This window comes from Clavibacter capsici (genome assembly GCF_001280205.1).
Taxonomy (GTDB): Bacteria; Actinomycetota; Actinomycetes; order Actinomycetales; family Microbacteriaceae; genus Clavibacter; species Clavibacter capsici.
Map to the genome: position 1 here is coordinate 2,426,488 of NZ_CP012573.1, position 24,082 is coordinate 2,450,569.

Below are 24,082 nucleotides of genomic sequence, written 5' to 3' on the forward strand. Positions count from 1 at the left end.
GTTTCCTTCTTCCTCTTCATTTTCCCGACGACGCGGACGCGCGTCAGGTCAGCGCCGGCGCCAGCGCCGACGCTCCGGCCAGCAGCAGCGACACGACCGCCGCCACCAGCAAGAACGGGTACGCGACCACGACGACGCGGGTCACGAGCGGGAGGCCGCGCGGGAGGCCGCGCGGGAGGCCGCGCGGGCGCGCGTACCTGCCGGTGAGCGTGCGGAACGCGACCGCCTGCAGCTGGTCGACCGAGGCCACCACCTCCAGCAGGCGGGTGCCGTCCGTGTTGGGGAGGAACGAGACGGCGAGGCTGACCACCAGCAGGTCCACGAGCAGCGCCGTCGCCGCGGCCACCTCCAGGAACGAGCCGGGCGGGGCCAGGGCGAGCACGACGCAGGGCACGGAGACGAGGGCCATGGAGACGACGGGTCCGCTCGCCACGACCCGGAACCGTCGGCCGCGGGACAGGAGCGCCAGTCCGTCGAGCTGCGTGTTCATCAGCGGGACGACCCCGAGGCGGGTCACGGAGAGCCGTGCCCGACGTCCCGAGAGGGCGCGGAACGTGCCCACGTGCGCCCCCTCGTGGAGCAGCGTGACGCCGCAGCTCCATGCGATCGCGATGGCGAGCGCCGGGAGGATCCCCGTCACGGGCGGCGCGGCCAGCACCGCCGCCCACGCGGTGTCCGCCGACGTCCATCCGACGACGACCGCGACGATGCCCACCGCGGCGAGGAGCACGAGCACCGGCGTCGCCGCCAGGAACCCGAACGGGTTGCGGGCGGATCCGCCGCGCACGGCCCAGACCTCCGACAGGTTGTCGGCGCCCACCGCCGCCCGACGGTCGATCGCGTCGAGCGTCGGCGCCGACATCGCGAAGGGCCGCTCGACGAGGCCGAACGCGAGGAGCCTGTTCACCGTCGCGCCGACGACCTGCTCCGGCAGGGGCAGCCCCTGCCGGGCGATCTCCGCGCCCATCTCCGGCACCGTCCTCGTGCCGTCGACGAGGTCGAGGACCATCCGCTCGCGCAGGCCCACGCGGAGGATGCGCTCCTGGCCGGCCACGGAGACGTCGGTGAGGACCTGCTGGCCGTCCCAGCGAGCCGGCCCCACCTGAGCCCCGGCGGCCAGGCGGGGGCGCCACGCGGCCGCGGCCTGCGGTGCGCCGGCCTCCTGCGTGCCGCTCACGCGTCGGCCCCCATGGCCCGAGCCACCTGGTAGGCGATGAACGCCTCGTCGGAGACCGACACCATCATCCGGTTGTTGGTCATGTGGATGAGGGAATGGCAGAGGGACCACGCCGCCGCGTCCGGGGACTCCGGTGCTCGCCTCCCGTCCTGGTAGTCGAACTCGAGCGCGCCCTCGGCGAACAGGACGTCGAGCTCGTCGCGCGTCGCGAGGTTGACCTCGGCCCAGTCGCGCAGGAGCTCCGGCATGCCCGCGAGGTCCCGGTCGACGATGGGGCCGAGGAGCGGGATGGTCCTGTTGCGCAGCGTGGCCGCCGTGGCGCGGTGCTCGTGCTGGCCCCGCTCCGTCGTGTACGGCGTGTCGTCCGAGTAGCCGGCCGCCCACCTGCGGTGGTACGCGACGAAGAAGTCGGCGACGAGCGCACGATCCCGCAGCAGCGCGCAGGCCGTGACGAAGCTGAGCTGCGTCGCGATGCCGAGCAGGAGACCGCGGACGTCCTGGTTGCCGCGCTCGAGGACCCGTGCGGCCAGCTGCGTGGACGCGACGAAGTGGCGCTCCGAGAGCAGCATCCCCCGCGGACCGCCGTAGCGGTGCGTCTCCCGCTCGTAGGGTCGGCGCTCGATCGTGTTGTTCTCGCGGAACAGCGGGGCACCGGTCTCGTCGAAGTGCTGCGGCCGGTCCTCCTCGCGGAACTCCCCGAGGAAGAGCTGCTCGTAGAACCCGTTGTCGGTGAGCCGCACGGTCGGGTGCATCGACGGCCTGCGCGCGAGGTACGCCTCCACCTCGGGCAGCACGAGCCCGTCCACCTCCGCGTCGCCCGTCCCGGCGCCGACCCGCAGCCGCAGCCGCACGTGGCTGCCCTCGAGCCAGTAGTTGATGTAGAACCAGTCGCGCACCACGCCGGACGAGACCAGGCGCTCCGCGAGGGGGACGAGGCACTCCGTGAGGAGCACGTCCGGGGAGCCGCCGTAGAACACGTGGTAGGCCACCCAGCGGCCGCCCTCGTCGAGGGAGGCGGGCGGCATCCGCCCGGCGACTGCATCGGTGATCGTGCTCATGCTGCGTCCTCTCCTGGGATGTCGACGACGCTGATGCCCAGCATCGCCTCGGTCACGCGCCTCGTCCCGTCGCCGAGGTCGTGGGCGCCCTCGGGCGCGGGGAGCGGCTCCGTCAGCTCCAGCGTCGCGCCCGCTCCGGCGGAGCGCAGCCGGCTCGCGAGGTTCGAGAGGCAGACGATGAGGGCGGCGTCGAGGAGGAACGGCTTGGAGCGACGCGCCGCGCCCTCCGCGAGGACCCGCGCGTAGGAGCGGACGGGGAGGGCGCGGTGCGCCCAGAACCGCTGCCACGCGAGGTTCCCCGCCTGCGTCGTCGGATCCTCAGCGGGAAGATCGGCGGCCCGCAGGAGGACCGCCGCCCGGACGACCACGATCCCGCCGAGCGCCATCCGGGGGCGCACGACGACCGTGCCCTCCTCCGGGAGCGCCTGCAGCAGGTCGGCGGGCTTGGCGCTGATCGTCGCGGACGGGGTGAGCAGCGACAGCGACTGGTGCAGCCGCGGCGTCGCGGCCGGCACGAGGTACCCCGCGTACTCCGGATGGACCACGGTCCCGGTCGCGCGCTCGACCAGCGTCACGCGCCGGGCGCGCTCATCCCACCGCAGCGCGAGCGACTCCAACCGCACCGCCCCCGAGCCGGGCCGGACGGGGTCGCCCGGCACGAGGAGGCGCGTGGACAGCACGGGCTCATGCAGGTTCAGGTTGGAGAACACCGTCCCGCCGCTGATCTCCATGAGGCGCACGCCCGCGGCACCCGCCACGGCCTCGACGTCCGCCATGAGGCCGACCTCGCGGTGCGCGGCGCCGTGCGTGAAGCGCGACAGCGGGAAGCCGATGCCCCCGAAGCAGTCGTTCACGACGGTCACCCCGGTCGCTGCGTCCTGCTGCACGAGCAGGTTCACGTGCCGGTACGCGGCCCGGACGAGGGGCGGACCCGAGAGCAGGTCGTGGAGCTCCTCCCGCAGGTCCACCTCGCGGGCGTCCATCTCCCGCGCGATGTCCGTGCCGACGAGAGGGAGCGTCCGCTGCTGCGCGCGGAGCCGCGCGAGCATCGTGCGCCGCGCCGCCTCGCCGCGCCAGGCTCCGCCCCACCGCAGCCACGGGTCGTCGGCGAGGTCCTCGTCGGCCACCGTGTCGATGCGGTGCTCCTGGAACGACTGCAGCAGCTCGGAGTCCAGCCCGCGGAGGAAGGCGGCCACGTCGTCGACGGGCTCTCCCGCCTCGACGAGGTGGAGGTAGTAGCCGTCGAGCAGCGCCCGCCGGAGGTGGCTCGTGTCCAGCAGGTCGATGAAGCGCACCAGGGCGTCCGCGACGTCGGGCCCGACGTCCAGACCGCGGGCGATGCCGGGGTCGTCCGCGCGGACGACCACGTCCTCGTACACGACCGACCGGGGCAGCCCGGACTCGATGCCCGCCTCCGCGTACAGGTCGGCGACGTGGCCGCGGAGCGCGCGCACGTGCGCGGCGCGCTCCTCGCCCTCCGCGATGCCGGCCAGCTCCCGGGCTGCGTCGCGGTAGGCGGCGAGGAGCCCGGCGAGGCGCGTGCCCCGTGCGCCGCCGGACGCCAGCTGCTCGAGGACGCTCGCGAAGCCGCCCTCGTCGGTGGCGTCGATGGCCAGCGCGGGCGCGACCACGACCCCGAGGCGCATCAGCGTCGTGACGAGCTCGACGGCGCGATCCTCCGGGATGCCGCCCGCGGACACGAGCGCGTCCGCGAGGCCGCGCCACGTGGTCTCCCCGCCGAGCTCGTCGAGCACGTGCTCGACGAGCTTGATGACCCCCTCGGACCGGAGCGTCACGTGGGCCTCGACGCAGGCGGCGTAGTCGTCCCGCGACTCGACGTCGGTGAAGGTCCAGGTCGCGCGGTCCACGGAGGTCGTCTCCGGCAGGCGCCGGAGGTAGGGGCTCATGCGCACGCGGAAGCCGCCGACGAGATCCGGCTGCGCGGACGTGACCGCGAGGACGTGCGCGAGCGGGTAGACCGACCACGTGGTCCGCGATCCGGGCGGCGCGGCGGGGCTGCCCACCGCCCCCGCGTCGGGGAAGGCCACCGGGCCCAGCGTCGAGAAGGGGGTCGTCTTGGCGGCCGCGCGCAGCACGTACGACATGACGGACCGCTCCACGCGCTTGCCGCGCTTGTCGACGCTGCGGCCCGTGTCGAGGGCCTGGGCGTAGCGCGTGCGCTCGGCGACCAGCTCGGGCGCGGAGAGCGCCACCCCGCGGACGAAGCCGGGATCGGACGCGTGTCCGCGCAGGAGGTCCCGCTGGGCACGCAGGGTGTCCGCGAAGCGATCGCGGTGCGCGCGGTCGTGCGAGAGCCACGACCGGACGTCGGCCGCATCGGCGCCGAGGAGCGCCTCGAGCCCGGCGGTCCCCGCCGCGCCGACGACCGCGAGGCTCCGCTCGACCGCCTCCGCGTCGCGCTGGAAGAGCGCGCGTCGCAGGGCGACCAGGGGACGGGCGTCCTCCCCCGCAGAGCGGCGGTGCGCGATCTCGGCGTGCAGGCGGGCGCTGAGCGCGTCCTGACGGTCGGCGATGCGTCGGAGGGAGGCCCAGAACGCGCCGAAGCTCGCGCGGTGGGCGGCATCGTCGAGCTCGTCCACCACGGAGACCGGGAGCCCGCCGAGACGGAGCTGCCAGCGGGCGTCGAAGACCACGCCTGCGGCGGTCACGGTCGCGCCCCCTCGAGGACGCGGGCATGGACGCGGCCGGAGGCCGGCGCGTCCACGCCCAGCATGATCATGAGCATGGGCGACATGCCGTCGTCGAGGCCCGCGTGCTCCGAGTGCGCGGCCACGTCGAAGCCGAGCGCCGTGCCCGTCGCCACGCCGAGCCGGCCCGCGCGGGTGAGCAGGGCTTGGCACGCGGCGCCGATGACGGCGTTCGTGCGGCGGTAGCCGCGCACGCCGGAGGCGGCGGAGGCCGGCACCACGTCACCGCACAGCAGGACCGTGCACGCCGCGAGGCGGCCCATGTAGTTGCGCAGGAAGTAGGTGCTCTCGAGGAAGGCGGAGTGGTCGCCGTCGCGGAGGCGCCGCAGGCCGTCCCCCTCGTCCAGGTAGAGACCCGCGTCGAGCCCCTCGACCCGGTCGGCGTACACGAGGTGGGCGGTGCGGGTCGGGCGCGGACTGCCTCCGGCGACGGCCTCCGCGGCTCGGCGGCCCTCGTCGAGGAGCTCCCGCAGCGCGGCGAGGGGGATGGTCCCCTGGCCGAACCGGCCGAAGCTCGTCTCGCGCTCCGCGAGCTCGCGCCATGCGCGTGCCCGCTCCGCCCGGGCCGGCGACGGCACGACGCAGCGGACGAGCTCCCGTGCCGAGCGGTCGGGCGCCTCGGCGGCCATGTCCCGCTGGAGGGCCGCCGTCGTGGGGAACCGCACGGGGCGGACGTCGCGGCTGTGCGCGGGGAGGGCGGCGGGCGCGGGGGTGGCCGCCTCGCGGCCGGCGGGCACGCTGCCCGCGACGACGCGTCCCCACGGCTGCACCGCGTAGACCCCGCGATCGTCGGCGCGTATGCCGAGCAGGTCCGCGATGGCCGTCTCGTCCACCTCCATGTCGAGCGAGCCTGCGACGTCGTCACCGAGGAGCTCCCGCTCCGCGCCGAAGAAGGTGCCCACGTCCATGGAGGTGGCCTGGTAGGCGAAGTCGCTGTACTTGAAGGACGACCGCCAGTAGTCGATGGTCAGCACGAGGTACGCGACCGCCCGATCCGGGTAGCCCTGGATGCGCCGCAGCTCCTCCGTGCGATCGTGCCGCTGGAGCGTCTCCCACCCGTTCGCCACCGCGCTGTAGTGGTGGACGCCGGGCGGCAGGTCCTCGTCGCCGCCGTGGACGAGGTAGGCGTCGACGCAGTACCTGCCTCCTCCGGATGCGGCGCCGCGGCCCCACTTGACGGAGCCCGCGCGCGCATGGACCTCGGGCCGGTCGTTGAGGTTGACCGAGATGCGCGCCGCCACCGTCCCGTACGCGGCGTGGCAGACGTCGGCGACGGCCCTGCTGACCGGCACGGGCCGGTCCCCGAGCAGACCCGCCCCGAGGGTCAGGGGAGCGACGAGGCGGAGGGGCGCGGTGCGGTGGTCGGTGACGGTGAGGGGCGCGTTCGCCCAGTCCGCGTGCCACGTGTCGTCGGGCATGCCCACCCGGGCCCGGTCGATGATCAGACGGGCGTACCTGGTGGCGGCGTCCCCGACGGGGACGTCCGACCAGTCCGTGTTCGGCGACACGTCTCTCCTGTCTGTCACGGGAAGGGGTGGGGGTGGGGGTGGATGCGGAGGTCCGTGGGAGCGAGGCCCTGCTCGACCAGCCACGCACGGCACCGGTCCGCGAGGCGCGGCATGCGCAGGGCGCGCTGGTCCGCCCACCCGAAGTCGAGCGGCAGGAGGCCGGGGACGACGACCTTGGAGCACGCCAGCAGGTGCCTGCGGGAGAGAGCGCTGCCGACGTCCACCGCGATCGGGGCGACTCCGGCCCGGGCGGCCGCGTCGACGACGATGCGCAGGTCCGAGGCGACGCCCTCCCCCGCGCCCGCGTCGCGGCGGAGGTCGGCGAGCGCGACCGGCGGCCGGTCGTCGGCGGTGGCGCCGGCGGACGAGCGGGAGTCGCCGCGGGCCCAGCGCGTCAGCCGGGGCCGGGCCTCCGGGAGGCCGTACAGGTCGGCGTGGTCCTCCACGGCGCGGACGAGTCCGGGATCCTCCAGCATGGCCAGGAGCTCGGGCCGCCTCTGCGCGGCACGGTCCTCGACGACCGTGAAGTCGGACGCGACCTCGACGATCGCGGACCGGAGGGCCCGCTCCGGATCCGGATGCGCGCCCGCTCCCAGGCAGACGCCGCCGGAAGCCGTGTCGCAGACGGCGATGACGGTGGGGACCTCGACGCCCACCGTGGCGTCCACGAACCGCACGCGGCGTCCGACGAGGCGCAGCCGACGCAGGTAGGCGAGCGACTCCTGGTCGCGGATGGTGTCCGCGTCGATCTCGCGCAGCGGGAGGTCGCCGTGCCAGGCGAGCAGGAACGCGTCCCGCTCGACGACCTCGAGGAGCCCGAACAGCCGCGCCTCGTCGTCGTAGCCGCCCACGGCGCATCCGCTGGACGAGTCCTGCACGTACACCGGGTCGGCGACGCGCGCCTCGTAGTGCACGGTGCGGGTCGGGAGCGCCGCGGCGGCTCCGCTGACGAGGTCGACACCGCGCGTCCACGCGGTGATGACCGGGTGCGGGATGCGCCACGACGCCGGGTCGAGACCGAAGTCGCCCGGCTGCACGAGGCGCACGTCCGCCGGGACGTCGGTCAGGACGTCCTCCGGATCCGGCTCGGCGCAGCAGACGCGCTCGATGCCCTCCGCTAGGCCGACGTGGGCGGAGCGCGCGTACGAGTCGCAGTGCCCACCCCATGCGCGGACGAACGCCCCGTGGTCCCCGTGCTGCACGACGAAGCCGCTGACCTTGGACGTGACCAGCGAGCCGAGGTCGGGCGAGAGGCTCGCGGAGAGCACGCCGGTCACCGGGTTGCACAGGTCGCTCTCCCGCCTCCCCTCGCCGAAGCTCGCCGCCAGGTCCCGCGCGCGGTAGCCGGCGGGATCCGGCTCGGGCACGTCGACGGACGCGGGCGACGCCGACGGGGCGTGGGGGCAGTGGGCGCGGCACACCACGTCGCCGTGGCGGACCCCGACGTCGTGGCGCCCGACCGCGACGTAGCCGCCGTCGCGAGCGGGCGACGCGAACGCGTCGAGGAAGGCGCGGAAGAACGGGTGCTCGGCGTCCGCGTCGACCGCCCGCCGGCTCGTCGAGGAGCTGCGGAGGTGGAAGCCGTCCATCTCGGCGAGCCGGACGCGGGCGCACTCGAGGCAGTCGCCCTCCCGGGCGACGAGGGCGTAGCGGTCGGCGATCAGGACGTCCACGTCGGCACCCCTCCGACGACCACCGCGGTGGCCGCGACGAGACCGGCGGCCACGAGGAGCGGCGCCTCGAGGAGGCCGACGGCCACCTCCGCCCGCCGCGCGGCGCCGGTGCCGTCCCCGCCGACCAGCGCGCGCGGATCCACCCCGCTCCAGAGGCGCATGGACGCGGTCTCAGGCGCGAGGTGCCCGTGCTGTCGTTGGGCGACCACCTCCGATGCGGCGGACACCGCTGCCGACACCGGGCTCGCCCCCACCGCCGCGTGCCAGACGACCAGGCCGTCCCGCTCCTCGTGGGCGACCGCGACGTGCAGCTCGCCGTGCCCGTCGACCTCGACCGAGCCCAGGTGCACGCAGGAGATCCCGGGCGCGATGTCGCGGATGAACGTGCTGGCGGCGTCGTCGGCGCGGAGCGGGAAGACCGTGCCCGACGGCCGGCGCACGGCGTCCAGGAGGAGCGCCTCCGCGACCGCCCCGTCGACCGCGCGGTCGACCGCGGCCTCCGCGGTGAGGGCGACGGCCACCGCCGCGGCCGATCGGTCGTGGCGGCCGTCGGAGTTCGCACGGGAGCGCCGGAAGACCGCTCCGGCCGGGACCTCCGCGATGCTGCCGTCCCCCGTGGTCGCGAGCGCGACGCGTCCCGTCGCCGGCTCGAGCTCGGCGACGAGGTCCTCGTAGCACCGGGCCACGGCCTCCATCCGGGCGTCCGCGGCGGTCCACATGCTGGATGACGCGCGTCGCGCGCCGCTCGTCGTGACGGCGACCCCGACCTTCATGGGGAGCTGCGTCAGATCGGCGTCGTCGAACCCCGTCACGGGCATCGTGATCGGACCCACGGCCTCGCGCCACGCGTCGTACTCGTCGGCGCGGGAGTCCCGGAGCGACGGGACACGCGGCCGGCGGGCCGGATCCGAGGCGGATGGACGCAGCGGCACGACGATCGCGCGCCCGCGTTGGGTGGACGGCACGACGCGGTGCGACGCCGTCTCCCCGGTCACGGAGTCCAGCGAGACGGCACCGGTCGCCGTCTCCGCCGGCAGCGCGCCCGTGAGCCCCTTGAACACCTCGTACGACAGCAGGGCGCCCATCATCCGCTGCACGGGGACGGACGCGGCGCGACCGACGAGAGGAGCGTGGCCGTGATCGGCCGACACGAGCATGCGGTGCAGCCCCGCGAGCGCCCCCGCCTCCTCCAACGCGGCGACGGCATCGGTCCAGTCGGGCCCCTCGGCCGCGCCGGGAGCCCACCGGTGAGGCAGCGCCCACAGCCGTCCCGCGCCCGGCACCACGAGGAGCAGCCGGGATGCCTCCAGCGACGCGCCTCGGCGACGGAACCAGGAGTACGACCGCGCGGTGGGCATCACGATCACGTGCTCGGCCTGCGCGAGCGCCTCGTCGGAGTCGGGCGACGACGGATCGGCGATGGCGTGCACGTCGCGATGGCCGTTGGCCCGGAGGTTCTCCGCGACGGCGTCCACGAGCGGTCCGTCCCCGACGAGGTGCACGGGAGCGTCCCGGAGTCGGCGGAACGCGGCGTGCGGCGCGTCGACGTACTGCGCGAGGAACGATATCTGCTCAGCGTGCTCGGCACGGTCGCGCTCGTCGACCACCTCGACGTCGCCGGCGGAGATCCACCGGAGGAATCCGCGCTCGGAGAGGTGCCCGAGCAGGCCGTCCACCACGGGCCAATGACGCGGCCCCGCGGCGGTGCGCAATTCCTCCCGGGAAAGGGATCCGTCGAGCAGGGGCACGATGCGCTCGAAGAGCCGGAATACACCGGCACCGGAGAGCTGGAACGCCGGACCGGTGGACGAGAACTGGATTCCGGAATCCACCGGCGCATAGAAGGTGTCCTTGCGCAGGAATGGCCGGCTGCTGTCCTCGACCCCGGTCGAGCCCGACACCGGAGCAGACGAAGTGCTGATCATGTCCGTCATGTCGCCCCCCTCAGAACGTCGGGGGCCCACGCGGTCGACGTCGGCGTCGACATGGGCGGAGGCGTGCGACGCCCTCCCGCTGCCTCAGATGCTACGCAGTGGAGCGCGAGGCAGTCCACCCCCCGAAATAGCCGCACCTCGATTCCCCATTTCCTCCCCTCCGGCCTTGATGGAATCGCCGCATTGCGCTAATCTCGCGCGTCGGGAATCAGACGGGAAGAGCTCGCGCCCCCGCGCGAGGGCATTCCTGCGACCATTCGCGTCGCGTGGGCCGTCCGCCTCGCGCGCATGGACGCGCGTGTCCCGCGCGCCCTACGCCGACTCGCGCACCACCAGCTGGTGCCGCACCGTGCGGACCACCTCGGGGCCCGAGCCCGGCAGGTCACCGGCGATCATCGCGACCGCCAGGTCGAGCGCGTGGCGGGCGAGCTCGTCGAGGTCCACCGCGAGGGTCGTGAGGGTGGGCGCGAGCAGGCGGCCGATCGACAGGCCGTCGATGCCGGCCACGCGCACGTCGCCCGGCACGTCGACGCCCGCGCGGCGGCAGGCGGAGAGCACGCCGAGGGCGCACACGTCGTTGAAGGCGACGATCGCGTCGACGGTGCGCGGACGGGCCACGATGCGCTCGGTCGCCTCCGCCGCCGCCTCCGCGGTGGGCGCGGACGCCCGCACCACGGACGCCGCCATGCCGCGCGCCGCGAAGGCGTCCACGAGGAGCGCGGCGCGCGCGCTGGGGCCCGCGGCGACCGCGGCGTCGAGGACGACCGGATGCGCGACGCCCGCCGCGCGCAGGTGGTCGGCGAGCGCGTCGATCGCGTCGGACGGATCCAGGAGGACGGCGGCGCGCAGGGGCTCGGCGTGCGGATCCAGCTCCACGACCGGCACGGAGCCGAGCCGCGCGATCCACTCGGCCGCGCGGTACCCGAGGGTCCCGATCACGGCGTCGGTCTGCGCGCCGAGCGCCTCCACCATGCGGTCGGAGTCGGCGGCGAGGCCCACGTCGGCGAGCGACACGTTCCAGCCGCGGGCCGCCGCGACGCGCACGACCGCGGACGCGAGCTCGGGCGACCACGGGTTCCGCAGGTCGTCGACCACGAGGCCGAGCTGGTGGTCGCCGCCCGTCACGAGCCCGCGGCCGAAGCGCGACGGCCGGTACGCGAGCGCGTCGGCCGCGTCGAGCACGCGGCGCTTGGTCGCCTCGCTGATGCCCGGCATGCCGTTCATCGCGCGCGTCACGGTCTGGCGGGAGACCCCGGCGGCGGCCGCGACGTCGTGGATCGTGGCGCGGCCGGCGGGGTCCCGGGCGGGCTCCCGGCCGGTCGCGCCCGCTCCGCTCAGCCGCGCAGGTCCAGCCACGCCACCTGCTCCGGGGTGAGCTCGACCGACAGGCCGCGCATCGAGGAGCGCACCTCGGAGATGGTGCGCGGCCCGAACAGCGGGAAGGTCGGGAACGGCTGCGCGAGCACGTAGGCCAGGGCGATCGCCGTGGCCTGCACGCCGTGCTCAGCCGCGAGCTCCTCGGCGCGGCGGAGGCGCTCGAAGTTGTCGTCGCCGTAGTAGCAGCGCACGAGCTCCGGATCGCTCAGGTCGTCCGGGCGGGCACGGCCGGTGAAGAAGCCGCGCGCCTGCGACGACCACGGCAGCAGCGGGACCTGCCGCTCCTCGAGCCAGGCCTTGGACGCCGGATCCGTGACGTGGACGCACCCGGCCCACGGCACGTCGTACGCCTCGGCCAGGCCGAAGTGGTCGCTCAGCGCCTGGAAGCCCGCGCGGCCGTTCGCCTTCGCGTACGCCTGCGCCTCGTCGAAGCGCTCGGGCGTCCAGTTGGAGACGCCGTAGGAGCGGATCCGCCCGGCGCGCTGGTGCTCGTCCATCACGTCGACGAACTCCCCCACCGGCACCTCGGGATTGTCGCGGTGCATGAGGTAGATGTCGGCGTAGTCGCTGCCCTGCCGGTCCAGGCTCTCGAGCAGCTGGCTCGTGAGGGACTCCGGGTCGCAGTGCGGGGTGTGCGCGCCCTTGGTGATGACGACGAGGTCCTCGCGGATGCCGCGGTTCCGGATCCACCGGCCGAGTCGGCCCTCGTGAACGCCGCCGCCGTAGATGTAGCCCGTGTCGAAGGCGTTGCCGCCCTGCTCGACGAAGTGGTCGAAGATCGCGGACGCGTGCGCGAGGTCCGGCTGGTTGTCGACGCCCATCACGAGGCGCGACATGCGCTTGCCGACGCCGGGGATCTCGCCGTAGAGCATGGGGCTGTCGTCGCGCACGCGGAGGGGCCGGCCGGAGACGGTGGGGATGTCGGCGTCCTCGGACTCGAACGGGTAGCGGAGCCCCAGCGCGGCGCGCCAGCGGTCGAGCGTGCGGGCGGTGGCGAGGGTCTCGTCGAGCGTCATCTGCGCCGCCTCGCCGAGGCCGGCCGCGAGCGCGTCGGACGTGGCGTCGGCCTCGATGGCGTACGGCTTCGCCCCCGCGAAGCTCAGCGTGCGCGGCTCCTCGCCGACGACGGACACCTCGATGGTGGGCTCCGCGCCGAGGGTCCACGGGTCCGCCAGGTGGATGCGGCCCCTCGAGCCGAGGATCGTGAGCGCCTGCGGCTCGTCGAGGGCCACGCCCGTGCGGAGCGTCGCGGTAATCCCCGCCTGCCCGGCGCCGCCGCGGTAGGTGGCACGCGCGACCGACCACTCGTCGACGCCGGTCGGGCCCACGGTGCCGTCGACCTCGAGCGTGAGCGGCTCGGCGACGGCGATCCCGGTCGCGGCCTGCACGACGGCGGCCGCGGCGGTGACCGTGTAGCCGCCGACGTCGAGGATCCCGCCGCCCGCGGTCGCGGTGTCGTACAGGCGGCCGGTGCGGGATCCGGTGCGGAAGGAGAAGGACGCGTCGACGTGGGCGACCTCGCCGATGACGCCCTCGCGCACCAGCTCGAGGAGCGCCGCGGTCTGCGGGTGGAAGCGGTACATGTACGCCTCGACGAGAGGGAGGCCGGCCTCGCGGGCCGCGTCGACGAGCGCCATCGCGGTGCCGTGGCTGACGGCGAGCGGCTTCTCGCAGAGCACGGCCTTGCCGGACTCGAGCGCGCGGATCACGAGGTCGGCGTGGCCGGTGTGCACGGTGGAGATGTAGACGGCGTCGACGTCGGGATCCGCGAGGACGGCGTCGTAGTCGGCGCCCGTGACGTCGGCGAAGCCGTGCTCGACCGCCTCCGTCGCGAAGGCCGAGGCGCGCTCGGCGCTCGAGCTGCCGGCGGCGACGAGGCGGGCGCCGCGCTCGCTCGCGGGGAGCTGCGCGAGGAACCGGCGGGCGATGGATCCCGGGCCGAGGACCGCCCAGCCGGGCGAGGTCGGGGTGGTCGAGGTGGGGTCGGTCATGGTGGTGCCCTTCGCGGCGTCGTCGGCGTGAACGTTCACGACGACGCTACGGGGCGCGGTGATCCGAGGTCAAGGATCGTCGGGAGTTCGACCCGTGAACGTTCACGAGCGGCGGGCTCGGGAGCGGATCCGCGCGGGTGTGCGGAGCGGGCCCGCGCGGCGCGGCGCCGGCGCTGGCGTCCGCTCGCGCGTGAGGCGGCAGGGGGCGCACCCCACGGGGACGCGCCCGGCCCGTCCCGCGTCGCGCCGTGCATCCGCGCGGCGTCCGCACCCCGCACCCCCAGAGATGGAGAACCCATGCGCATCCCCCACCGCGAACGCCCGGCGAGGAGCGGCGCGAGCCGTCGTCGGCCCGTACGCTCCCGCCTCCTCGCCCTCGTCGCCGCGCTCGCGGCGGTCGTCGCGCTCGGCGCCGTCGGCACCGCCCCGGCCAACGCCGAGCCCGGCGACCGCTTCACCCTCCCGGTGATCGCGGGCTCCAAGATCGACTCGTCGAACGGCACCTGCACGGTCGGCGCCGTCTTCGTCGCCCGCCGCTGGTACCTCATGCTCACGCCGTACCAGAGGGCGACCCGCTACATCCTCACGGCCGCGCACTGCGGGCCGATGTACTCGACCGTCCACGTCGGCGCCGCGGCCATCGGCACGGTCGACTGGATCTCGCCCCACCGGTCGGACATCGAGCTGATCCGCGTCTCGCCCCAGCCGGACGAGCGGACGCTGTACTGCCGCTCGCACCACTCCTCGCCGGCGTTCTGCAGCCCCATCCAGACGTACACGCCGCGCGCGAACGGCCAGGTCTTCATGCCGAGCCGCGGTCGCGTCGGACGGCAGCCGATCCAGGGCACGGCCGAGCCCACCGGCCGGTTCTGCACGTCCGGGTTCGTGAGCGGGGTCAGGTGCACCTACCACCCGGTGAGCCTCCCCCGCGGCGTGCAGACGCGGTGGCGGCACGTCTCCGCGGGAGAGACGGACGAGCACGACGCCTTCGCCGGCGGCGACTCCGGCGCTCCGGTGGTGTCGTACGGGCACCAGCTGCTCGGGATCGTCTCCGGCAAGACGGAGAACAACCAGTACCTGCTCTACACGTCGATCGACCAGGTGCTCGCGGAGCTGCCGGCGTACGTGCTGGCGCCCCCGAGCTGATCCGTCACCGGTGGTCGGCGGACGTCCGCCGGCCACCGGCCCGGTCGTCGGCAGCCTCCGGCGCGTCCAGGGTGACCCACCCCTCGTCGATGCGGTAGCCGAGCGCGGTGCCCGCCGCGATGATCGCCGCGTTCTCCCGGGATCCGCCGGTTCGGAACGTCTCGATGCCGGCGTCCCGCAGCGCGAGGACGGACGCGGCCTTCACGGCACGACCGAGCCCCTGGGAGCGGTGCGCGGGCGCGACCACCGTCACGTCCGTCTCGGCGCGGGCGCCCGGCACGTCCACGTCGAGGACCGTCAGGGCGACGAGTCGCCCGTCCGCGTCCAGCGCCCCGAACGCCCGCCTCGCCGGGGTGCCCGCGAGCGTGGTCCCCGGGGTGAAGGGCGCGTGCCGCGTGGCGGGGCCGCCCGGGTAGTCGTCGATCGTGGCGGCGTCGAGCTCGAGGATCCGGTCCCGGTCGTCCGACCCGAGCTCGCGGATCCGCAGGCCGGGCGCGATGCCGGCCACGCGCGCGCGGAGGTCCGCCTCGTCGACGCGCCGGGCGTCGAGCTGCGCGCCCCACGACCGGGCGGACACGACCCACCCGTCCGAGAGGAGCCCGGCCAGCCGCGCGTCGTCGGACCGGAGGATGACGGGGTCGGGGCTCATGCCCCGAGCCTGGCATGGGTGCGCGTCGGGACCGATGCGGTGCTCGAGCGGCAGCGACACCCGACGGGCGCAGGTCGACTGAGCGCGGGATCCGCCGCCCCGTCACGCCGGGAACCGCACCCCCGTCAGCTCCTCCGACAGCGCCCAGATGCGGCGCGCGTCGGCCTCGACCGCGACGCGCGAGAACGGCGGCAGGTCGGTCGGGGAGCCGCCCAGGTGGCCCGGACCGCGCGGGCCGTACATGCGCGCGCCCGCATCGGGGGCCGTCGCGGCGACGAGCGCCGGCAGGTACGCGGTGTCGACCGTGCCGACGAGGATCCCGAGCCGCGACAGCAGCCGGATCGTCCGCACGTCGAGCCCGTCGCGGGACCGGCCCGTCTCCGTGCGCGCCGCGAGGAGGCTGGTCGGCGCGACGCCCGGGTGCGCGAGGGCGCTCGTGATCCCCCACCCGCCCGCCGCGCTCCGCCGCTGGAGCTCGAGGCCGAAGAGCCCGAACGCGATCTTCGACGAGCTGTACGCGCGCATCGCGTTGTAGCGGCGCTCCCACTGGAGGTCGTCCCACGCGACAGCGCCGGAAGTCGCGGCGACGCTCACCTGCGAGACGACGCGCGCGGATCCCGCCCGCAGCAGCGGCAGCAGCCGGCCGACGAGCGCGACGTGGCCGAGGTGGTTGGTGCCGATCTGCAGCTCGAAGCCGTCGGCGGTGGTGCGGCGCTCGGGCGGCGTCATGACGCCGGCGTTCGCGACGAGGAGGTGGAGGGGCGCGCCCTCGTCCGCGAGCCGGGCAGCGAGCGCCTCGACCGACGCGAGCGACGCGAGGTCGAGGTCGTGCAGCGCGACGCGGGCGGCGGGGTGGCGCTCGCGGATCCTGGCCACGGCGGCCTCGCCCTTGCGGCGGTCGCGCACGGGCAGCAGCACCTCGGCGCCCGCGCCGGCGAGCCGGGTGGCGAGCGCGAGGCCGATGCCGTCGCTGCCTCCCGTGACGAGGGCGCGGCGGCCGGTGAGGTCGGGGACGGGGACGTCGATGGGGCGACGGGGCATGGCGGAACCTCCTGGTGGCGGCGACGCAGGGGCTCCGCGTCGGCTGCTCCGAGCCTGGGCGCCGGGCCGTCCGGCAACCAGGGCGCGTCGAGACGTGGATCGGCGGGTCCTGGCTGCGCCCGCCCGGCCCCGGGAGGATGGACGGGACACAGGAGGACGCATGCGCCAGATGGATCCCGCGGGGCTCGCCGAGTTCCTCCGCCGACGCCGCGAGGCGCTCCAGCCCGAGGACGTCGGGCTCCCCCGCACCGCCCGTCGCCGCACGAGCGGGCTCCGGCGCGAGGAGGTGGCGGCCCTCTCCAGCATGTCGGCCGACTACTACGCGCGCATCGAGCGCGGCAGCAGCCCGCAGCCGTCCGAGCAGATGCTCGCGGCGATCGCGCACGGCCTGCACCTCACGGTCGACGAGCGCGATCACCTGTTCCTCCTCGCCGGCCACCAGCCGGCGGCGCGCGGCGGATCCGGCGACCACGTGGGCCCCGGCCTCCAGCGGATCCTCGACCGGCTCGTCGACACCCCCGCCGAGGTGGTGACGGAGCTCGGCGAGACGCTCATGCAGACGCCGATGGGCGTCGCGCTCACGGGCGACACCGCGCACATCACCGGGCCGGAGCGGAGCATGGGGTACCGGTGGTTCGCGGATCCCGCCAGCCGCCGCCTCTTCGCCGCGGAGGACCACGCGGCCCTCGGGCGGCTGTGGGTGTCGGGGCTGCGCGAGGTCGCGACGAAGCGGGGCCCCGGATCCCGCGCCGCCCGCTACGTGGAGCTGCTGCTGCCGCGGAGCGCCGAGTTCCGCGAGCTGTGGGGGGCGCACGAGGTGGGCCTGCGGCCCGGCGCCGTGAAGCGCTTCGAGCACCCGGAGCTCGGCCGGCTGGAGCTCTCGTGCCAGACCCTCACGGATCCGGAGCAGGCGCACCACCTCCTCGTCTACACGGCCGCGCCGGGCTCCGAGAGCCACGAGAAGCTGCGGCTGCTGGGGGTGATCGGGGCGCAGCGGATGGGGTGAGGTGCCCCCTCCCTCAGACGACCGCGGGCACCGGCGCGGGAGGCACGAGACGGACGCATCGGATCACCCGCCGACCGCGATCCCCTCCCGCCGCACCGCATCCACGAGCAGGGCCTCGACCGCGTCGACCGCGCGGAGCAGCTCGGCCGGTTCCGCCCCGAGCCCCGCCACGATCGCGTCGACCCCGCGGAGACCCGCGCGGGTCAGCAGCTGCTTCTCGTTGGTGACCCACTCGGCGCGGTGCGCGAGGATCGCGTGCGCCGCCTGGCACGACGCCTCCGCGAGGAGCCCGGCGCACTGGGCGACCCGGCCGTGGCGGGCGTGGCCCTCGCGGGCGTAGTGCAGCGTCAGCGCCGGGCGCGCAGGGCGTCGGGGTCGAAGGACCCGCGGTAGTGGACGGCCATGTCCCAGTCGCTGCCGGGGCGGGAGGCGCCCTGCGCGCGCGATCCGCCGAGCGCCACGCCCCGCACGCCCGGCACCGCGGCGAGCACGTCGGCCACGTGCTCGAGGAACGCGGCGTCGTCGAGCCCGAGGACGGGACCCGCGTCGGCGGGGTCCGTCACGCCCGCCCCGCCACGCTCCGCCACGACCGGATCCCGCCGCGCAGGCTCACCGCGTCGCGCCCGGCCTCGCGGAGCGCCGCCGCGGCCGCCCGCGAGCGCACGCCCGAGGCGCAGTAGACGATGACGCGGTCGGTGGTCTCCCCCGGCACCGCGCCCGGGTCCACCGTGACGATGCGCACCGGCACCGCGACGTGGCCGGGGATGGAGTCGACGAGGCGCTCGTCGGGCTCGCGCACGTCGAGGAGGACGACCTGCTCGTCGGAGGCGAGGATCCGCTCCACCTCCTCCGCGTCGAGCTCGGTGCCGTCGGTGGCCGCGCCCACGCCGCAGAACAGGTCGTAGTCGGCGAGCGCTGTGACCCGCTGGCGGCCCTTCGCGCGCTTCACGCCGATGGTGCGGCTGGTGCCGGCGAGCGCGTCGAGCACGACGACCCGGCCGATCAGCGGCGTCCCCGCTCCCGTGACGAGCTTGATGACCTCGGTCGCCATGAGCGCCCCGACCGTGCCGCACACCGCGCCGAACACGCCCGCCTCCTCGCAGGAGAGCACGGCGCCGTCGGCCGGCGGCTCCGGGAACACGTCGCGGTAGTCGATGCCGCGGCCATCGGGCGCGGCATCCCAGAAGACGGTGACCTGCGCGTCCCACCGGTACACGGATCCCCACACGCACGGCACGCCGACGAGCGCGGCGGCGTCGCTGATGAGGTACCGCGTGGCGAAGTTGTCGGTGGCGTCGACGACCACGTCGTATCCGCCGAGGATCCGGAGGGCGTTGTCGTTGGTGAGCCGCTCGGCGTGCTCCACGACCTCGATGCCGGGGTCGGTGCGGTGCACGGAATCCGCCGCTGACGAGGTCTTCGGCCGGCCGACGTCGGGCGTGCCGTGGATGGTCTGGCGCTGGAGGTTGGAGAGGTCCACAGCATCGTCGTCTACGATTCCGAGGGTCCCGATCCCCGCTGCGGCCAAGTACTGCAGCACCGGGGAGCCCAGTCCGCCCGCGCCGATCACGAGCACGCGCGCCTGGTCGATGCGGGACTGACCCCCCATCCCGATGCCGGGAAGGGCGAGGTGCCGGGAGTGCCGTTCGCGCCGCTCGTGCGCATCCTGCCCGGAGCCATGACCACCCAGGCCCCGCCCTCCGGGGTGCGTGCCGTCCAGATCGACGAGCGGCAGAGACGACCCCATGACAGACCTCCGTACGGACGGCGGACGCGGACCCGCGTCGACCGGACCCAGCGTACGACGGCCCGCCGACGGTCCCCGCGGCGGGCGTCCCTCGGGCCCCCTCGGCCGCTTCCACCACCGCCGCTGGGGCGACGCCTGGCTCATCGGGCTCCTCGGCTTCCTGCTCGCGCTCCCCCTCGCCGGCGCGCCCTCCGTCTGGTACGACGAGGCCGCCACCGTGATCTCCGCCACCCGCGGCTGGGACGACCTCCTCCGTGAGCTCAGCACGGTCGACGCCGTCCACGGCCTCTACTACGCGGGCATGAAGGTGTGGTTCGAGCTGGTCGGCTACTCCCCCACCTCGCTCCGGTTCCCGAGCGCCGTGTTCATCGGCCTCGCCGCGGCGGGCGTGGTGCTGCTCACCCGCACGGTCTCCACGCGCGCGACGGGCGTCGTCGCGGGGCTGGCCTTCGTCGTGATCCCGCGCTCGGCCTGGATGGGCACGGAGGGCCGATCCTTCGCGCTCGGCACCCTGATCGCCGTCGCGCTCACCATCACGCTGGTGCTCGCGGCCCGCCGGGCCGGCGCGCGCTGGCAGGTGCAGGCCAGGTGGTGGGCGCTCTACGGGCTGCTCGCGTGGCTCGGCGCGTCCACGTTCGTGTACCTGGCGCTGCTCGTCGGCGCGCACGGCGTCGTGATCCTCTGGGCCATCGCCTCCGCGCGCGCCGGCCGCCGCAGCCGGCGCCCCATGGTCGTGTCGCTGCTCGGCTGGGCGCTCGCCTCGATCACGGCAGGTCTGCTGTCGCTGCCGCTCGTGCGCGTGGTGACGGAGCAGTCGGGCCAGGTCGGGTGGATCAAGCCCATCGGCCCGAACACCGTCCTGCAGGTGCTCTCGACGCAGCTCTTCTACCAGAACGACGTCTTCGGCTTCCTCGCCTGGGCGCTGGCGCTCGTGGGCCTCGCGCTGCTGGTGCGCCGCGGGATCCGCCTGGTGCGCGCCCGCCGCGCGTCGCGCGTGGAGCCGGAGGGCGCCCTCGCCGAGTACGAGTCGGCGTACCTCCACGCCGGGTGGTCGCCGACGATCCTGCAGCTCGCGGTCGTCTGGTGCGTCGTGCCGACGCTGCTGCTCATCGGCGCATCCACGCTCATGTCGCCGCTGTACTCGCCGCGCTACATGGCGTACACGGCGCCCGCCTTCGCGATGCTCATGGCGGTCGGGATCCTCGCACTGAAGTGGAAGCCGCTCGTCGCCGCGGTGACGGCCGTGCTCGTGGCGCTCTCGGTGATGCAGCTCGTGCACGACCGCACGACCACCCGGAAGGCCGACTCCGACTGGGCCGCCATCGCGCGGATCGTGTCCGAGGAGCGCGCGCAGGAGGCGCCCGGCACCACGGAGGCCGTGATCTTCGGTCCCGTGCGCCGGCACCCGAAGGCCACCTCGCGCATCGTCGCGTACTCCTACCCCGACGCGTTCCGCGGCATGGACGACATCCTGCTGCGCACCCCGCCCGGCGACACCGACGGCCTCTGGGAGGAGACGTACCCGCTGGCCGACCGCGTCGACGAGGTCGACGGCGCCGACGTGGTCTGGCTGGTCACGAGCGACAAGCAGGACATCCGGGACGACGTGGCTGAGGCCCTCACCCCGCGCGGCTTCGCCAAGACCGACGACTGGCACGTGATGAACGCGAACGTCGAGCGGTACGAGCGGGTCGCCGCGGGCTGATCCGGGCGCGTCTCACATGGCGTCCTGCCACTCGCCGATCGTCCGGACCACGAGGTCGAGGTGCGACTCGAGCAGGAAGTGCCCGCCGTCGACCAGCTCGATGCGCGCGTGCGGCGCATCCCGACGGAACGCCTCCGCTCCCGCCGCCGCGAAGATCTCGTCGTTCCGTCCCCAGATCGCGAGCAGCGGCACCCGGGACTCCCGGAGCCACGCGTGCACCGCGGGGTACAGCTCCCGGTTGGTCGCGTAGTCGCGGAAGAGCGCGAGCTGCACGTCGTCCTGGCCCGGCCGGGCGAGGAGCGCGAGGTCGTGCTCCCAGGCGTCCGGATCCACCACCGACGGGTCCGGCACGCCGTGCGTGTACTGCCACTCGACCGCCGCGCGACCGAGGGCCGGGCGGAGGGCGTCGCGCGTGGCGTCGGTGCGCTCGGCGGCGTCGGCCCAGATCGGATCCCAGAACGACGGCACGAAGCCCTCCTCGTAGGCGTTCCCGTTCTGCGTGATGACGCCCGTGACCGCGGCCGGATCGGCGAGCGCCAGGCGCCAGCCGACGGGGGCGCCGTAGTCCTGCACGTAGATCGCGTACCGGGACACCCCGATGGCGGCGAGGAAGCGGCCGGTCATGTCGGCGAGCGCGGCGAACGTGCACTCGACGTCGTCGACGGACGGCGCCGACGAGCGCCCGAACCCGAGGTGATCCGGCGCGATGACACGGAAGCGGCCCGCGAGCGCGGGGATCAGGTGCCGGAACATGTGCGAGCTCGACGGGTAGCCGTGCAGGAGCAGGAGCACGGGCGCGTCGACCGGTCCGGCCTCGCGCCAGAAGACGTCGAGCCCGTCGATCGAGACGGTGCGGTGGTGGACGGTGGCCATGGCTAACCCCTTTGAGTTGTTTTGGTGGTTAGCAGGACGGTAGCATGGATCCATCGCGCCACCCGGGCGCGGAGGATCGAGGAGCGGTGGACCGCGACGAGGAGCTGCTGCTGGCCGTGCTGAACAGCGCGCCGGTGGTCGACGCACGGCGCGAGGACCGACTGTCTGGCGCATCCGGCCGCCAGCTCGCGCGCACCTGGGGCGGCACCGGCACCGCCGCCGAGCTCGAGCGACTCCGGCGCGCACGCGATGCGATCCAGGCCGTCGTCCGCGGGGGCGGCGCGGCACCCGCCGCCGTCGAGGAGCTCGCGGCCGTCGTCGACGGTGCGGTGCGCACGCCGCGCGTGTCCGCCGACGGCGTGGCCTGGGAGCTCTCCGCGCCCCGCGACGATCGGCTCCCGGTGGAGGCCGTGCTCGCCTGGTCGAGCGTCGCCGCCCGGCTGCCCGGCCGCCTCCGCCCGTGCGCGAACGACGAGTGCGAGCTGTTCCTCGTCGACCACAGCCGCCCGGGCACGGCGAGGTGGTGCTCCATGTCCACGTGCGGCAACCGGATGAAGGCGCGCGCGCACGCCCAGCGGACGCGCTGATCCGGGCACCGGCCGGGCGCCGGCCTCGCGGCCGGCACCGGCTCGAGCACGCACGAGGGGCCCGGCGCCGTGGCGTCGGGCCCCTCGTGGTGGAGCGGGCGGATCATGTGCGGTCCCCGACCGGACCGACGGTGACGTCAGCCCGCTCGGGCGCCGCGGGGACGATCAGCGGAGCGGGATGCTGCCCGCGAACCGCGCGGTGGCCTGCAGCGTGGTGACGTCCTTCGACTGGACCACGTGGTAGTCGAGCTCCCGGTGACCGGCGGCGTCCTTCGTGATGACGGGGTTCGAGAAGTCGGTCGTCAGCGACCAGTCGCCCGTGCCGTCCACGTGCACGCGCTTGGAGACGGTGGCGAAGCCGGCCGCCCCGCGGTTGGAGTACAGCGGGTCCTTGGTGACCTGGTACGTGACGACCACGGTCTGGTCGGGGACGCCGGTGCCGCGGAAGGCGACGCACTTGGTCGTGCCGACGCAGGTTGCCCGCTGCGACACCTGGACGGTGAGCTGGTCCGTTCCGTCGTCGGGTCCCGTGAGGCGGACGGGTGCCGGCAACGCGACGCGGGCGTTCGGATCCGCGGACGCTGCCGGAGCGCGGTGGGCGACGGACGTGGCCGCGTGCGGGGCGGCGTGGGCGGTGGTGGGCGCGGCGAGTCCGAGGGACAGGCCGCCGGTGAGGGCGATGGCGGCCGCGGCCGCGGTGCGGATGACGATGTGCATGGATCCTCCAGGGTGTGCGGATGGGGGGACGAGCGGATGCGTACGGGGAGGCTAGGCGAGCCGCCGCTCCCCGCGTCCGGCGTGCTCACAGGCACGCCCGCGTCCCCGCGTCCCCGCGTCCCCGCGTCCCCGCGTCCCCGCGTCCCCGCGTCCCCGCGTCCCCGCGTCCCCGCGTCCCCGCGTCCCGGCGTCCCGGCGTCCCGGCGTCCGCGGGCGGCGGACCGCCCGCCGCTCAGGCCCCGGTGCGGTGACCCTCGCCCACCCCGGTCCCGCGCCCCTCGTCGCCCGCATCCGCCGCCCGCGCCGCCCGCGGCCGCAGCTCGCTGACCAGCGTGCCGGCGACGATGAGCGCCGCGCCGAGGATCGCCAGCGCGGGCAGCCGCTCACCCGCCACGCGACCGACGACGCCCGCCCAGACCGGCTCGCCCGCGTAGATGATCGTCGCGCGCGTGGGCGAGACGGAGCGCTGCGCCCAGTTCATCGTGAGCTGGATGAGGCAGCTGCTCGCCCCCAGCGCCAGCGCCGCCACGAGCCACACCCACGAGAACGCCGGGATCGCCTCGCCCGCCACGGGCATGCACACGAGGGCGAGGGCGCCGGCCACGAGGAGCTGCACCACGGTCACCCGCCCCACGTCGACGCGACCCGCGAAGAGGCCGATGAGGATGATCTCCGCGGCGATCGGGAGCGTGCTGACGAGCGTCGCCAGCTCCCCCGTCCCCAACGCCACGCCCTCCTGCGGACCCGCGACGAGCAGCAGCCCGACGAACGCGAGCGCCACCCCGACCAGGGCGAGAGCGCTCGGCCGCCTCCGGAACGCGGCCCACTGGAGCAGCGGCACGAGCGGCACGTAGAGCGCGGTGATGAAGGCCGACGTGCTGCTCGGGATGGTCTGCAGGCCGTACGTCTGGAGGCCGTAGCCGAGGAAGATCATGACGCCGATGGCCGCGCCCGCGCCGAGGTCGACCCGGCGCATGCCGCCGAGCGTCCGCCGGAAGACGATGGCGCTGATCAGCCCGGCCGCGAGGAAGCGCAGCCCCACGAAGAAGAGCGGCCCGCTGTGCTCCATCGCCACGTGCACCGCGAGGAACGTGCCGCCCCAGATCGCCGTGATGCCGATGAGCGCCCACTCGGGGCGCGTCGGCCGGACGGCGCGGGGCAGCATCGTGCGCATGGGGTGGAGCG

At 75.0% G+C, this 24,082-nt stretch carries 19 protein-coding genes; 4 read left to right on the forward strand and 15 right to left on the reverse strand.

From position 1 onward, the window contains the following. Window positions 1-43: 43 nt before the first annotated feature. The 8 genes from AES38_RS11350 to AES38_RS11385 form a co-directional block, all read right to left on the reverse strand. The gene (locus tag AES38_RS11350) at window positions 44-1,177 is read right to left on the reverse strand and encodes a hypothetical protein (protein WP_053775072.1); all 1,134 of its coding nucleotides are present in this window, start codon (window positions 1,175-1,177) and stop codon (window positions 44-46) included. After that, complete coding sequence (locus AES38_RS11355; protein ID WP_053775073.1) at window positions 1,174-2,235, reverse strand: lantibiotic dehydratase C-terminal domain-containing protein; 1,062 nt, start codon at window positions 2,233-2,235, stop codon at window positions 1,174-1,176. Before AES38_RS11355 ends, AES38_RS11350 begins: the two co-directional genes overlap by 4 nt. Next, on the reverse strand, window positions 2,232-4,904 hold the full coding sequence (locus tag AES38_RS11360) for a lantibiotic dehydratase (protein ID WP_053775074.1): 2,673 nt from the start codon (window positions 4,902-4,904) through the stop codon (window positions 2,232-2,234). Before AES38_RS11360 ends, AES38_RS11355 begins: the two co-directional genes overlap by 4 nt. Then, window positions 4,901-6,451: a nitroreductase family protein gene (locus AES38_RS15870; RefSeq protein WP_053775075.1), complete on the reverse strand. Its 1,551-nt coding sequence runs from the start codon at window positions 6,449-6,451 to the stop codon at window positions 4,901-4,903. Before AES38_RS15870 ends, AES38_RS11360 begins: the two co-directional genes overlap by 4 nt. Before the next feature lie 14 nt (window positions 6,452-6,465). Next, window positions 6,466-8,124 carry a YcaO-like family protein gene (locus AES38_RS11370; RefSeq protein WP_053775076.1) on the reverse strand — a complete coding sequence of 553 codons (1,659 nt, stop codon included), beginning with the start codon at window positions 8,122-8,124 and terminating at the stop codon, window positions 6,466-6,468. Continuing rightward, on the reverse strand, window positions 8,112-9,956 hold the full coding sequence (locus AES38_RS11375; protein ID WP_157883532.1) for a hypothetical protein: 1,845 nt from the start codon (window positions 9,954-9,956) through the stop codon (window positions 8,112-8,114). Before AES38_RS11375 ends, AES38_RS11370 begins: the two co-directional genes overlap by 13 nt. 414 nt (window positions 9,957-10,370) lie before the next feature. Next, on the reverse strand, window positions 10,371-11,414 hold the full coding sequence (locus tag AES38_RS11380) for a LacI family DNA-binding transcriptional regulator (RefSeq protein ID WP_081001889.1): 1,044 nt from the start codon (window positions 11,412-11,414) through the stop codon (window positions 10,371-10,373). Then, window positions 11,393-13,426: an aldo/keto reductase gene (locus AES38_RS11385; protein WP_053775790.1), complete on the reverse strand. Its 2,034-nt coding sequence runs from the start codon at window positions 13,424-13,426 to the stop codon at window positions 11,393-11,395. Before AES38_RS11385 ends, AES38_RS11380 begins: the two co-directional genes overlap by 22 nt. Before the next feature lie 297 nt (window positions 13,427-13,723). Between AES38_RS11385 and AES38_RS11390 the strand changes: the two genes are divergently transcribed. Then, on the forward strand, window positions 13,724-14,572 hold the full coding sequence (locus AES38_RS11390; protein ID WP_053775078.1) for a trypsin-like serine protease: 849 nt from the start codon (window positions 13,724-13,726) through the stop codon (window positions 14,570-14,572). A gap of 4 nt (window positions 14,573-14,576) precedes the next feature. Here AES38_RS11390 and AES38_RS11395 read toward each other — a convergent pair whose 3' ends face one another. Together AES38_RS11395 and AES38_RS11400 are read right to left on the reverse strand one after the other, a co-directional pair. Beyond that, entirely contained in the window at window positions 14,577-15,221 is a 645-nt protein-coding gene (locus tag AES38_RS11395; RefSeq protein ID WP_053775791.1) for a GNAT family N-acetyltransferase, read from the reverse strand. A gap of 102 nt (window positions 15,222-15,323) precedes the next feature. After that, a complete protein-coding gene (locus AES38_RS11400; RefSeq protein WP_053775079.1) occupies window positions 15,324-16,262 on the reverse strand; it encodes an SDR family oxidoreductase in 939 nt (312 codons plus the stop codon). A 160-nt stretch (window positions 16,263-16,422) separates the two neighbouring features. On the opposite strand from AES38_RS11400, the gene AES38_RS11405 reads away from it, so the two are divergent. Next, complete coding sequence (locus AES38_RS11405) at window positions 16,423-17,268, forward strand: helix-turn-helix transcriptional regulator (RefSeq protein WP_053775080.1); 846 nt, start codon at window positions 16,423-16,425, stop codon at window positions 17,266-17,268. Window positions 17,269-17,615: 347 nt separating this feature from the next. Here AES38_RS11405 and AES38_RS16115 read toward each other — a convergent pair whose 3' ends face one another. Both AES38_RS16115 and AES38_RS11415 read right to left on the reverse strand, forming a co-directional pair. Beyond that, entirely contained in the window at window positions 17,616-17,831 is a 216-nt protein-coding gene (locus AES38_RS16115) for a nucleotidyltransferase domain-containing protein (RefSeq protein ID WP_210768427.1), read from the reverse strand. Next, window positions 17,828-18,958, reverse strand: coding sequence for a ThiF family adenylyltransferase (locus AES38_RS11415; RefSeq protein ID WP_256998887.1), 1,131 nt, complete (start codon window positions 18,956-18,958; stop codon window positions 17,828-17,830). Before AES38_RS11415 ends, AES38_RS16115 begins: the two co-directional genes overlap by 4 nt. A 55-nt stretch (window positions 18,959-19,013) precedes the next feature. Here AES38_RS11415 and AES38_RS11420 point away from each other — a divergent pair, with 55 nt between their 5' ends. Continuing rightward, a complete protein-coding gene (locus AES38_RS11420) occupies window positions 19,014-20,720 on the forward strand; it encodes a glycosyltransferase family 39 protein (protein WP_053775083.1) in 1,707 nt (568 codons plus the stop codon). A 12-nt stretch (window positions 20,721-20,732) separates the two neighbouring features. On the opposite strand, the gene AES38_RS11425 is transcribed toward AES38_RS11420, so the two are convergent. Then, window positions 20,733-21,593 carry an alpha/beta fold hydrolase gene (locus AES38_RS11425; RefSeq protein ID WP_053775084.1) on the reverse strand — a complete coding sequence of 287 codons (861 nt, stop codon included), beginning with the start codon at window positions 21,591-21,593 and terminating at the stop codon, window positions 20,733-20,735. Window positions 21,594-21,679: 86 nt separating this feature from the next. On the opposite strand from AES38_RS11425, the gene AES38_RS11430 reads away from it, so the two are divergent. Further along, a complete protein-coding gene (locus AES38_RS11430) occupies window positions 21,680-22,180 on the forward strand; it encodes a CGNR zinc finger domain-containing protein (protein WP_081001890.1) in 501 nt (166 codons plus the stop codon). Window positions 22,181-22,345: 165 nt separating this feature from the next. Here the strand turns inward: AES38_RS11430 and AES38_RS11435 are convergent, their stop codons facing one another. Further along, the gene (locus AES38_RS11435) at window positions 22,346-22,897 is read right to left on the reverse strand and encodes a hypothetical protein (protein WP_053775086.1); all 552 of its coding nucleotides are present in this window, start codon (window positions 22,895-22,897) and stop codon (window positions 22,346-22,348) included. Between the two features lie 232 nt (window positions 22,898-23,129). Then, window positions 23,130-24,071, reverse strand: coding sequence for a DMT family transporter (locus tag AES38_RS11440; RefSeq protein WP_053775087.1), 942 nt, complete (start codon window positions 24,069-24,071; stop codon window positions 23,130-23,132). Window positions 24,072-24,082: the final 11 nt, after the last annotated feature.